The sequence below is a fragment of the Streptomyces sp. MMS24-W38 genome (assembly GCF_059889265.1).
The window spans coordinates 2,847,557-2,859,457 of the sequence record NZ_JCBCPP010000001.1 but is presented as its reverse complement, the minus strand read 5'-3'; the positions used below and the strand labels follow the sequence as shown (position 1 = coordinate 2,859,457).

The window sequence follows — 11,901 nt, the reverse complement described above, 5'->3', positions numbered from 1 at the left end:
CCAATTGGGCGCCGATCCGCAGGGGCCGGGGCGGATGTCGGTGCCGAGCCGTAGGCTGGTCGGGTGTCCAAATCGCCGGTGAGAGCACGCCCCTAGGGCGCTGCACGGGTGGCGGTACATCATGATTCCGCTGTGGGCGAACAGGGTCCTGGCAGCGGCGGGGAAACGGCGAAACCGACAGAGAAGGCACCGGTGAAGAAGGATTCGACCGCGAGTGCGAGCGAAGCGGCGGCCGAGGTGAGGCCCGCGTCCGCGAAGGGCTCCGCACCCGCGAAAGGCTCCGCACCCGCGAAGAAGGCGGCGTCCGTGAAGGGCCCCGCGTCCGCGAAGAAGGACGCCGCCGGGCAGCCCAAGGCCGAGTCGCGTACCGCTCTGGTCCGCCGGGCCCGGCGGATCAACCGGGAGCTCGCCGAGGTGTACCCGTACGCCCACCCCGAGCTGGACTTCGAGAACCCCTTCCAGCTGGTGGTCGCCACGGTCCTGTCCGCCCAGACCACCGACCTGCGGGTCAACCAGACGACCCCCGCCCTCTTCGCGAAGTACCCCACCCCCGAGGACCTGGCCGCCGCCGACCCGGAGGAGGTGGAGGAGATCCTCCGCCCCACCGGGTTCTTCCGGGCCAAGACCAAGTCGGTGATAGGGCTTTCGAAGGTGCTGGTGGAGGAGTTCGGCGGCGAGGTGCCGGGCCGGCTGGAGGATCTCGTCAAGCTGCCGGGCGTGGGCCGCAAGACGGCCTTCGTCGTCCTCGGCAACGCCTTCGGCCGCCCGGGGATCACCGTGGACACGCACTTCCAGCGCCTGGTGCGCCGCTGGAAGTGGACGGAGGAGACCGACCCGGACAAGATCGAGGCAGCCGTCGGCGGGCTCTTCCCCAAGAGCGACTGGACCGACCTCTCGCACCATGTGATCTGGCACGGCCGCCGCATCTGTCACGCCCGTAAGCCCGCCTGCGGAGCCTGCCCCATCGCCCCGCTCTGCCCGGCGTACGGCGAGGGGGAGACGGACCCGGAGAAGGCGCGGAAGCTGCTGAAGTACGAGAAGGGCGGCTTCCCGGGCCAGCGTCTGAACCCCCCGCAGGCCTACCTCGACGCGGGCGGCCGACCGGCCCCGCCGCTGGGTGCCGGGTGACAGGGCATATCCGGCGGCCGCAGGTGGAACGATCTTTGATGGAACGTTCCAGGGGCCGCCGGGCGTTGGACCTGTCGCCGGGGCCGGACGGGCAGGGGGCAGGACGACGGGGGTGGCGATGACGCGGGCGGGCGACATCCAAGGTGGCCGGGCGACGCTCAGTCAGGAGGGTCTGCCCACCTGGCTGGACCCGGTGGTGCGGGCCGTGGAGACGGTCGCGCCGGGACAGCTGAGCCGCTTCCTGCCGCCGGCGAACGGCTCGGGGCGCCAGTCCGCGGTCCTGATCCTGTTCGGCGAAGGCGCGTACGGCCCGGAACTGCTGCTCATGGAGCGGTCGACGGCGCTGCGCTCGCATGCCGGGCAGCCGGCTTTCCCCGGTGGCGCCCTCGACCCCGAGGACGGCGACCCGCTGGCCGACGGGCCGCTGTGGGCCGCGCTGCGCGAGGCCGAGGAGGAGACCGGGCTCGATCCGGCCGGTGTCCAGCTCTTCGGTGTCCTGCCCAAGCTCTACATCCCCGTCAGCAGCTTCGTCGTCACCCCGGTGCTGGGCTGGTGGCGGGTGCCCAGCCCGGTCGGCGTCGTGGATCCCAACGAGACCGCCCGGGTCTTCACGGTCCCGGTGGCGGATCTCACCGATCCGGACAACCGGGCGACCGCGGTCCATCCCAGCGGTCACCAGGGTCCGGCATTCCTGGTCGAATCGGCTCTTGTCTGGGGTTTCACGGCCGGGATCATCGACCGGCTGCTCCACTACGCGGGGTGGGAGCGGCCCTGGGACCGGGACAGGCGGGTCCCGCTGGACCAGAGGTCATGACAGGGTGGGCGCCGTGCCGTGCGGTTCGGGGGCTGGTGACGACGGTGGTTCGTGCCGTACGCCCCCGGACTCCGGCCGAGTGGGAGCGACCGGAATGACGAGGCGAGGCTGGAAGCAGTGAACGTGCTGGACATCCTGTTGCTGGTCGCCGCCGTCTGGTTCGCGATCGTCGGCTACCGCCAGGGGTTCGTCGTCGGCGTCCTGTCGGTGATCGGGTTCCTGGGCGGCGGTCTCGTCGCCGTCTACGTGCTCCCCGTCATCTGGGACGTCCTGACGGACAACGCCGAGGTCGGCACGGTCGCGGCCGTCGCCGCGGTCGTCGTCGTCATAGTCTGCGCCTCCGTCGGCCAGGCGCTGACCACCCACCTCGGCAACAAGCTGCGCCGCTACATCACCTGGTCCCCGGCCCGGGCGCTCGACGCGACCGGCGGTGTCCTGGTCAACGTCGTCGCCATGCTCCTGGTCGCCTGGCTGATCGGCTCCGCCCTCGCCGGTACGACGCTGCCGACGCTCGGCAAGGAGGTCCGCGGTTCCAAGGTCCTGCTCGGTGTCTCCCGAGCGCTGCCCGACCAGGCCGACACCTGGTTCGCCGACTTCTCCTCCGTCCTCGCGCAGAACGGCTTCCCGCAGGTCTTCAGCCCGTTCGCGAACGAGCCGATCACCGATGTCCAGCCCCCCGACCCCGCCCTGGTCGGCAGCCCCGTGGCCGCCCGGGCCCAGCGGTCCATCGTCAAGGTCATGGGCACCGCCCCGCAGTGCGGCAAGGTGCTGGAGGGCACCGGCTTCGTGTTCTCCGAACGCCGCGTCATGACCAACGCGCATGTCGTGGGCGGCGTCGACGAACCGACCGTGCAGATAGGCGGCGAGGGCAGGAAGTACGACGCGACGGTCGTCCTCTACGACTGGAAGCGCGACATCGCGGTCCTCGACGTCCCGGACCTGAAGGCGCCGGCGCTGCGGTTCACGACCGAGGACGCGGGCAGCGGCGACAGCGCGATCGTCGCCGGCTTCCCGGAGAACGGCGCGTACGACGTCAGGTCCGCCCGGGTCCGCGGGCGGATCACGGCCAACGGCCCGGACATCTACCACCGGGGCACGGTCCGCCGTGACGTCTACTCCCTGTACGCGACGGTCCGTCAGGGCAACTCCGGCGGCCCGCTGCTCACACCCGAGGGCCGGGTCTACGGCGTGGTGTTCGCCAAGTCCCTCGACGACGCCGAGACGGGGTACGCGCTCACCGTGGACGAGATCCAGGACGACATCACCAAGGGCCGTGCCGCGAACCAGCAGGTGGACAGCGACAGCTGCGCGCTCTGAGCGGCACGAGGCCAACGGTGGCGGCGAGAGCTGCCTACGGCGTGACGCGCGGTGCGGGAACGCGGCGCGTGAACTCGGTGCGGGACGCGGCGCGCGGGGTACGGCCGTCGCGCCGCTGTCCGGTCACCCGCGTGGGTGAAGCAGCCGTACCGAGACCCAGCGGGCCCGGCGGCGGAGGATGTGTGGGATCCCCACCCTGAGGTCCGTGCCCGCCATGTGCGGTGCACCGCCTCGCTGGTGGGGTCCCCTGCCGCCCGCCGAGCGGCGGTCGCGGCCTGCGTCACTGTAGTCGTGCGTCCAGCCCATATTCCGACGGTGCCCCCGCCTCATGGTCGATAACCGCTTCTGGGGCAGCCAATTGGCCTATGCGCCAGGCAAGTGGCCGTTCGTAGGACAGGTGTTCAATTCCGATGATCGGGATGTCTTGGTTCAGCGGTCGGGCTCCGGGTCCTTCAGCCAGTTGATCAGCTCGGTGGAGAACGTGACCGGGTCCTCCTCGTGCGGGAAGTGCCCGAGCCCGTCGAACAGCCGCCAGCGGTAAGGCGCTTCGACGTACTGTCCGGACCCGGCGGCGCTCCGGGTGCGCACCACGGGGTCCAGCGAGCCGTGCAGATGCAGCGTCGGCACCCGCACCGGCCGCTTCATCCGGCGGTTGAACTGGATGCCGTCGGGCCGGGCCATGGAGCGCACCATCCAGCGGTACGGCTCGATCGAGCAGTGCGCCGTGGACGGGATGCACATGGCGCGGCGGTAGTTCTCCAGCGCCTTCTCCTCTGGCGGGCGCGGCCCGGACCAGTCCTGGATGAGTTTGGCCACCAGCGCCCCGTCGTCGGCGGTGAGCTGCCGCTCCGGGACCCAGGGCCGCTGGAACCCCCAGATGTGGGACATGGCGGACGACTGCCTGACGTCCGCGAGCATGGCCGACCGCCAGCGCCGCGGATGCGGCATGGACGCGACCGCGAGCCGTCGTACGAGCTTGGGACGCATCGCCGCCGCCGTCCAGGCCAGGTAGCCGCCCAGGTCGTGCCCGACCAGCGCGGCGTCCGGCTCGCCGAGGGAACGGACCACCCCGGTGATGTCCAGCGCGAGGTTGGCCGGGTCGTAACCGCGCGGTGTGCGGTCGCTGCCCCCGACGCCCCGCAGGTCCATGGCGACGGCGCGGAACCCGGCGTCGGCGAGTGCCGTCAGTTGGTGCCGCCAGGCCCACCAGAACTGCGGGAAGCCGTGCAGCAGCAGTACCAGCGGTCCGTCGCCGAGCTCCGCGATGTGGAAGCGCGCGCCGTTGGCGGCCACGTCCCGGTGGGTCACCTCGGCGCCGCCCGGGATGTCGAGGCGTACGGCCGAGAGGGGGTGCGCCGAGGGAGGTTGCCCCGAGGGGAGGGAGGAGCCCGTCATGAGGACGAGCGTCCCACAGCTTCGATCGCCGCGGGGGCCCGGTCCTTGGACAGGACGAGTTCGGGACGCGGGTGCGGCTTGGCCTTCTGCAGCACGCCCGCGGTCTCCTTCATGGAGGCGGCGACCTTCTGCGGGCCCCGGCCCTTCTTCGCCTTCTTCGCGAAGACCAGGCCGATCAGCGCGAGGACGCCGGCGACGAGGCAGTTCGCCAGGAAGGACAGCAGGAAGCAGAGGGCGAGGTTCCAGTCGCTCCAGGTGCGGATGCCGTAGGCCAGGGCGAAGCTCAGCATCGGCAGGGAGAACAACAGGACGAGGCCGGCCAGGGTCAACACCCCGCCGCTTGTCGCGCCCCGCTTCACGTCCTGCTTGAGCTGCGCTTTCGCCAGCGCGATCTCGTCGTGCACCAGCGCCGACATGTTCTCCGTCGCCGAGGCGAACAGCTCGCCGATGCTGCGTTCGGCGCCGACCGGGCTGCCGTCGGGTGCGCTCATCGCGGTCTCCCTCTCCTGCGTACGTATCGCGTGCCACTGTGTGTCGCTGCGTACGGTTCAGTCTGCCGTCTGACGGTTCCCGTCCGGCCGGCCGCCACGTCCGACCGCGTGTGGCCGACCCCGTGGGTCGGACGTGGCGCGTCCGGTCGTGTGTGTCCGCGGGCGTCCGTGTGTGTCCACGGGCGTCCGACTGTCCTGACTTTTGTACCGTCTCGTCAGATCATGCCGGACCGTCGTGGCCCTCGCCTGCCCCGCCCGGCACTTCGGCAAGCCCGCGCCGCTGTTCGGCCTTCTCCCGGGCGAGGCGTCGGTGCTCGGCGGCCTTGCGGTCGTGGATCTCCGCCATGCGCAGGTGGTGGGCCGGGTCGTCCTCCTCGTACACGTCGGGGATGCCGCTGAGGTCGTCGTCGCGCTCCTCCTCCTGGGACAGCCTGCGGTACTTGGCGTTCCGGATCCTCAGCAGCACGGTCGCCACGGCGGTCGCGATCAGCGAACCGGTCAGCACGGCGGCCTTGACGCTGTCCGTCATCGCCGCGTCGCCCTCGAAGGCGAGTTCACCGATGAGCAGCGAGACGGTGAACCCGATCCCGGCCAGCGTCGACACCGCCAGTACGTCCGCCCAGGCGAGCTCCTCGCTGAGCGAGGCCCTGGTGAAGCGTGTGGTCAACCACGTACCGCCGAAGATGCCGACCGTCTTGCCGACGACGAGGCCGAGGACGACGCCGAGTGTCTCGGGCGTGGTGAACACGTCCGCGAGCGCACCGCCGGAGACCGCCACACCCGCGCTGAACAGGGCGAACAGCGGGACGGCGAGGCCCGAGGAGAGGGGCCGGACCAGATGCTCGATGCGCTCACCGGGGGACTGCTCCTCACCCTCGTGACGGTGGCAGCGCATCATCAGGCCCATGGCGACACCGGCGATGGTGGCGTGGATGCCGCTGTTGTACATCAGGCCCCAGACGACGAGGGCGAGCGGCACGTACACGTACCAGCCGCGCACGCCCTTGCGGAGCAGCAGCCAGAAGACGGCCAGACCCACCACGGCACCGCCGAGCGCGACGAAGTCCAGGTCGGCGGTGAAGAAGACCGCGATGATCAGGATCGCGAAGAGGTCGTCGACGACGGCGAGGGTGAGCAGGAAGGCGCGCAGCGCGCTCGGCAGGGAGGTGCCGATGACGGCGAGCACGGCGAGCGCGAAGGCGATGTCGGTGGCGGTGGGCACGGCCCAGCCGGCCAGTGAGCCGCCGCCGATGCCGCTGGTGAGCGTGTAGACGAGCGCCGGTACGGCCATGCCGCACAGGGCGGCGACGACGGGGAGCGCGGCGGCCCGGGGGTCGCGCAGATCACCGGCGACGAGTTCGCGCTTGAGTTCCGTTCCGGCGACGAAGAAGAAGACCGCGAGCAGTCCGTCGGCGGCCCAGTGCGCGACGGACAGGTTCAGGCCGAGCGACTCGGGGCCGAAACGGAAGTGGCTGACGCTCTCGTAGCTGTCGTGCAGGGCGGGCACGTTCGCCCAGATCAGCGCGGTGATCGCGGCGACGAGCAGCAGCATGCCGCCGACGGTCTCGGTGCGCAGCGCGTCCGCGACGAAGTTCCGCTCGGGCAGGGAGAGGCGGCCGAGGGCCTTGCGGGGGCTGGGGGTGCGGGGCGCGGTCACGGGGTGGTCCTCTGGTCGTCGGGCAGCACGAATCGTGTGCCGACCAGACTTCCCGGCGCTCCATGAGACAGCGTGTGTGCGGGTGGCCTGCTGCGGCCACCTTCGTGTCCACTCTAACCAACGTGCTTCCGGGCCGCACCGAGGGCTTTCGTGACGGATGTCACGGGGAGGGTGCCCGGCGCGTGCGCGGCGCCGGGCACCCCGTGTTCCTGCGGTCGGCCGACCCCCGTGTTCAGCGGCCGACCGTCCCGTGCTCAGTCCTCGCCGGGCGCCTGGGGCAGCTTCGCCTGGATCAGGTCCATCACGGTGGAGTCGGTCAGCGTGGTCACGTCACCGAGCTGGCGGTTCTCCGCGACGTCCCGCAGCAGACGGCGCATGATCTTGCCGGATCGGGTCTTCGGCAGCTCGTTGACCGGCAGGATCCGCTTGGGCTTGGTGATCGGGCCGAGTGTGGCGCCCACGTGGTCGCGCAGCTCGGCGACCAGATGCTCGGTCTCCGCCGCCGTACCGCGCAGGATCACGAAGGCGACGATGGCCTGCCCGGTCGTCTCGTCCGCCGCGCCGACCACGGCCGCCTCGGCGACCGACGGGTGGGAGACGAGCGCCGACTCCACCTCGGTGGTGGAGATGTTGTGCCCGGAGACCAGCATCACGTCGTCGACCCGGCCGAGCAGCCAGATGTCGCCGTCGTCGTCCTTCTTGGCGCCGTCGCCGGCGAAGTACTTGCCCTCGAACCGTGACCAGTACGTGTCGATGTACCGCTGGTCGTCGCCCCAGATGGTGCGCAGCATCGACGGCCACGGCTCGGTGAGGACCAGGTAGCCACCGCCGCCGTCGGGCACCTCGCGCGCCTCGTCGTCGACGACGGTCGCGGCGATGCCGGGCAGCGGGGTCTGGGCGGAGCCCGGCTTGGCGCCGGTCACACCGGGCAGCGGCGAGATCATGATGCTGCCGGTCTCGGTCTGCCACCAGGTGTCCACCACGGGGGTGCGGTCCGCGCCGATGTTCTTGCGGTACCAGATCCACGCCTCGGGGTTGATCGGCTCACCGACGGAGCCGAGGACCCGCAGCGAGGACAGGTCGAACTTCGCGGGGATGTCGTCGCCCCACTTCATGAACGTCCGGATCGCGGTGGGCGCCGTGTAGAGGATCGTCACGCCGTACTTCTGCACGATCTCCCAGAAGCGGCCCTGGTGCGGGGTGTCGGGCGTGCCCTCGTACATGACCTGGGTCGCGCCGTTGGCGAGCGGCCCGTAGACGATGTACGAGTGCCCGGTGACCCAGCCGACGTCGGCCGTGCACCAGAACACGTCGGTCTCCGGCTTGAGGTCGAAGACCGCCCAGTGCGTGTAAGCGGTCTGGGTGAGGTAGCCGCCGGAGGTGTGCAGGATGCCTTTCGGCTTACCCGTGGTGCCGGAGGTGTAGAGGATGAACAGTGGCTGCTCGGCCTCGAACGCCTCCGGGGTGTGCTCGGTGCTCTGGCGGCCCACCACCTCGTGCCACCACAGGTCGCGGCCCTCGGTCCAGGCGACGTCCTGGCCGGTGCGGCGGACGACGAGGACGTGCCGCACGGTGTCGACGCGGTCGGTCGCCTCGTCCACGGCGGGTTTGAGCGCGGACGGCTTGCCGCGCCGGTAGCCGCCGTCGGCGGTGATGACGACCTTGGCGTCGGCGTCCTGGATACGGGTCGCGAGCGCGTCCGCCGAGAAACCGCCGAAGACGACGGAGTGTGCGGCGCCGATACGGGCGCAGGCCAGCATGGCGACCGCCGTCTCGGGGATCATCGGCATGTAGATCGCCACCCGGTCGCCCTTCTGGACGCCCAGTTCCAGCAGGGCGTTGGCGGCCTGGGAGACCTCGTCCTTGAGCTGGGCGTAGGTGATCGTGCGGCTGTCGCCGGGCTCGCCCTCGAAGTGGATGGCGACCCGGTCGCCGTGCCCGGCCTCCACATGCCGGTCCACGCAGTTGTAGGCGACGTTGAGCTCGCCGTCCTTGAACCACTTGGCGAACGGCGGGTTCGACCAGTCGAGCGTTTCGGTCGGTTCCTTGGCCCAGGTCAGTCGGCGGGCCTGCTCGGCCCAGAAGCCGAGCCTGTCAGCCTTGGCCTGTCCGTACGCCTCCGCGGTGACGTTGGCGTTGGCGGCCAGGTCGGCGGGGGGTGCGAACCTGCGTTCTTCCTTGAGCAGGTTGGAGAGGGAAGGATTCTCGCTCACTGTCCCATCTCCTCGCTCAGCAGGTCGGCCAGGCTTTCGTTGCTCACGGCATCTGCCTTTCCCGGAGTGTCCGTTGTGTCCCGGGCCACAGCTCATCAGACCCGGGGGCGGGCTGACAAGGGCCGATGGCAAAGTGGTTTAGACCTTTTGAGGTCAGCTCTCTGAGGTCAACCGATTGCTTCCGTGGCCCGGGGGTCATCCGTACCCACGGACGCCGAGGGCACGCGGTTCAGCCTCCGTCACACCACTCATACCCGCGGCGGTCCCTCATCGCGCCAGGTCCGCCGCCCTCACCCGGTCGAACATGCCCTCTCCCGCCGTCTCGGTGAGGAGATACGCCTGCGCCTCACCCGCATGGAAGTACATGCCGTGGAGCGTCAGCTTCCCGTCCTTCAGAGCACGGGCCACCGACTCGTGGGCGCGTAGATGGTCGAGCTGCTGGACGACGTTGGCCAGGCAGAGCCGCTCGGCCGGGTCGGCCGGTGCCCGTCCGCCGAGGCGTGCCCAGGGCCCGTGCCCGTCGCCGGCTCGCTCCAGGCTCGGCAGCCCGTGCCGCAGCCACCGTCTCAGCGGAGTGCGGGCACCGTCCGGCTCCGGGTCGAGCAGGGCCCGCACGGCACCGCACCCCGAGTGCCCGCAGACCGTGATGGACCGCACCGCGAGCACCTCCACGGCGTACTCGAGGGCGGCCGCCACCGAGTCGTCACCGCTCTCCTCGCCGGGCGGCGGCACGAGGTTGCCGACATTGCGGACCACGAAGAGGTCTCCCGGACCGCTGGAAGTGATCATCGATGTGACCAGCCGGGAGTCGGCACAGGTGAGGAACAACTGGGTCGGCCGCTGTCCCTCGTGCGCCGACCGCGCCGGTTCCCGGCCGACTTCGGCGCGAGACGGCTCCGGCCCGCCCGCACCGGACGCGTGGTCCTCACCGGGTGGGCTCCCTGCGCCGGAGAGGATCGCCCGTGTGTCCGGGCCGCCGTGGATCCCCAGGCTGCCGGGGGCGCCAGGGGCCCCGGGGAAGTCGTGGACGTCGTGGACGCCGCGGTCGTCGTTCGGTACGGAGTGGCCGTCGGGTGTGGATCGTGGGGGCTCGCACTGGTGGTTGCGCCAGGCGGTCCAGGGCCGGCAACGGCACCCGGCGCCGGTGGCCGGGCCCGCCGCGTCGGTGCCGTCCGAAGCGGGTGCGGCGGCGAGGACCGCGGGCTCGGCGATCCGGACTCCGGCCCCGGGCCGACGGCCGGTGATCTCGACCGCACCGCCCCGGGCGGTGTGCGTGTTCCGCCAGTCCTGCAAGGCCTCGTGCGCCGCGTGGTCCATGAACGACCCGTCCAGCGCCACGACGGTGGTGGCCCCCTGGGGTACGAGATGCAGGGACCGGCTGAGCCGGGGCACGGCGAGGAACGTCAACTGCCCTCGGACATGTACGTGATGGACTCCTTTCTTCTCCTCGTGCGTGATCCGGGTGCGGGTGAGACGGTGCAGGGCCACGCCGACGGCCGCGGCGATGCCGAGAGCGACGCCCTCCAGGACGCCCGCGGACACCACGCCGAGGGCGGTCACGGCGTAGACGAGGACTTCACGGTGTCGGGTCACCGTACGGATGTGGTGCAGGGACACCATCTGGATGCCGACGGCCATCACCAGGGCGGCGAGTGAGGCGAGCGGGATGAACTCCAGGATCGGGACCATCAGCAACGCGGCGACCACTACGAGAACGCCGTGCAGCATCGTGGAGTTCCGGCTCACGGCACCCGCGTTCACATTCGCGGAACTGCGCACGGCCACCCCGGCCACGGGCAGTCCGCCGAGGCAGCCGGAGGCGATGTTCGCGGTGCCCTGACCGAGCAGTTCGCGGTCCAGGTCGGAGCGTGGGCCGTGGCCCGGACCGGGGCGGCGGGAGACCAGTTTGTCCACGGCGACCGCGCCCAGCAGCGACTGCACGCTGCACACCAGCGTGGTGGTGAGCACAGCGGCGACGAGACCGAGTACGGGCCCCTCGGGCAGTCCGGCCAGCGCGTGGCTGCGCCAGGACGGCAGGTCGACCTCGGCCAGGACGAGACCGGCCGCGGCCGCGACCGCGGTGGCCCCGGTGACGGCGACGAGCGCGGCCGGGACCCTGCGCAGAACGCGCCCCGCTCCACCGGGGATCCGGGGCCACAGCAGGAGCAGGGCCAGGGTGAGCACGCTCACCGCGACGGCAGCGGGGTCCAGGTTTGCCAACTGGGCGGGAAGCGCCCGGAGGTTGTCGGGGACGGAGCTCTGCGGGGTGCCGCCGAGGACGATGTGCACCTGGGCGACGGCGATGGTGACGCCGATACCGGCGAGCATCCCGTGCACGATGGCGGGGCTGACGGCGAGTGCGCCGCGCGCCACCCGCAGGCAGCCCAGGCCGAGTTGGGAGAGTCCGGCGAGAACGGTGATGGCGCAGGTCGTCCGCCAGCCGTACTGCTGGATGATGTCGGCGGTGACGACGGTGAGTCCGGCGGCCGGACCGCTGACCTGGAGCGGGGAGCCGCCGAGCCGTCCGGCGACGAGGCCGCCCACGGCGGCGGCGACCAGGCCGGCCCGAAGCGGCGCGCCGGTGGCGAGAGCGATGCCGAGGGACAGGGGCAGAGCGATCAGGAAGACCGCGACGGCGGCCGATAGATCGGCGCCCGCGATACGGAGCCGACGGGGCCCGGCCGGCGGCGGGCTGTGGGGCGGATGGGCACGCCCGGTCCGGTTCGGGTCGCTGGCATGGGTGGTGGGAACACAGGTCGGCATGCTTCCCGTCTCCTCCGGGGCTGCGTGGTCGCGGAAGTGGGGGTGACTCACTCGGCGGCGGGGCGGTCGCGGCCGTGGGCCACGGCGTCAGAACGGCGGGATCGGTCAACGGCGGCGAGGAGC

The 11,901-nt window shown here is 71.4% G+C and carries 9 protein-coding genes; 3 read left to right on the top strand and 6 right to left on the bottom strand.

Going from position 1 to position 11,901, the window contains the following annotated elements; genetic code table 11:
• Nucleotides 1-108: 108 nt before the first annotated feature.
• The 3 genes from nth to AC6F7H_RS11710 all read left to right on the top strand — a co-directional run bounded on the left by nth (nt 109) and on the right by AC6F7H_RS11710 (nt 3,259).
• Nucleotides 109-1,128, top strand: a complete 1,020-nt coding sequence (nth, locus tag AC6F7H_RS11720) for an endonuclease III (protein ID WP_500756918.1) — start codon at nt 109-111, stop codon at nt 1,126-1,128.
• A 118-nt stretch (nt 1,129-1,246) separates the two neighbouring features.
• Entirely contained in the window at nt 1,247-1,942 is a 696-nt protein-coding gene (locus AC6F7H_RS11715) for an NUDIX hydrolase (protein WP_500761769.1), read from the top strand.
• A 117-nt stretch (nt 1,943-2,059) separates the two neighbouring features.
• The gene (locus AC6F7H_RS11710) at nt 2,060-3,259 is read left to right on the top strand and encodes a MarP family serine protease (protein WP_500756917.1); all 1,200 of its coding nucleotides are present in this window, start codon (nt 2,060-2,062) and stop codon (nt 3,257-3,259) included.
• Between the two features lie 123 nt (nt 3,260-3,382).
• Here the strand turns inward: AC6F7H_RS11710 and AC6F7H_RS11705 are convergent, their stop codons facing one another.
• The 6 genes from AC6F7H_RS11705 to AC6F7H_RS11680 all read right to left on the bottom strand — a co-directional run bounded on the left by AC6F7H_RS11705 (nt 3,383) and on the right by AC6F7H_RS11680 (nt 11,778).
• Nucleotides 3,383-3,565 (bottom strand): hypothetical protein, encoded by a 183-nt coding sequence (locus tag AC6F7H_RS11705; RefSeq protein WP_500756916.1) that lies wholly within the window; start codon nt 3,563-3,565, stop codon nt 3,383-3,385.
• A 123-nt stretch (nt 3,566-3,688) separates the two neighbouring features.
• Nucleotides 3,689-4,654 (bottom strand): alpha/beta fold hydrolase, encoded by a 966-nt coding sequence (locus AC6F7H_RS11700; protein WP_500756915.1) that lies wholly within the window; start codon nt 4,652-4,654, stop codon nt 3,689-3,691.
• Nucleotides 4,651-5,145 (bottom strand): phage holin family protein, encoded by a 495-nt coding sequence (locus tag AC6F7H_RS11695; RefSeq protein WP_500756914.1) that lies wholly within the window; start codon nt 5,143-5,145, stop codon nt 4,651-4,653. Before AC6F7H_RS11695 ends, AC6F7H_RS11700 begins: the two co-directional genes overlap by 4 nt.
• A 220-nt stretch (nt 5,146-5,365) precedes the next feature.
• Nucleotides 5,366-6,802, bottom strand: a complete 1,437-nt coding sequence (gene nhaA / locus AC6F7H_RS11690; RefSeq protein ID WP_500756913.1) for a Na+/H+ antiporter NhaA — start codon at nt 6,800-6,802, stop codon at nt 5,366-5,368.
• Between the two features lie 254 nt (nt 6,803-7,056).
• Nucleotides 7,057-9,015, bottom strand: a complete 1,959-nt coding sequence (gene acs / locus AC6F7H_RS11685) for an acetate--CoA ligase (RefSeq protein WP_500756912.1) — start codon at nt 9,013-9,015, stop codon at nt 7,057-7,059.
• A gap of 267 nt (nt 9,016-9,282) precedes the next feature.
• On the bottom strand, nt 9,283-11,778 hold the full coding sequence (locus tag AC6F7H_RS11680; RefSeq protein WP_500756911.1) for a bifunctional SulP family inorganic anion transporter/carbonic anhydrase: 2,496 nt from the start codon (nt 11,776-11,778) through the stop codon (nt 9,283-9,285).
• Nucleotides 11,779-11,901: the final 123 nt, after the last annotated feature.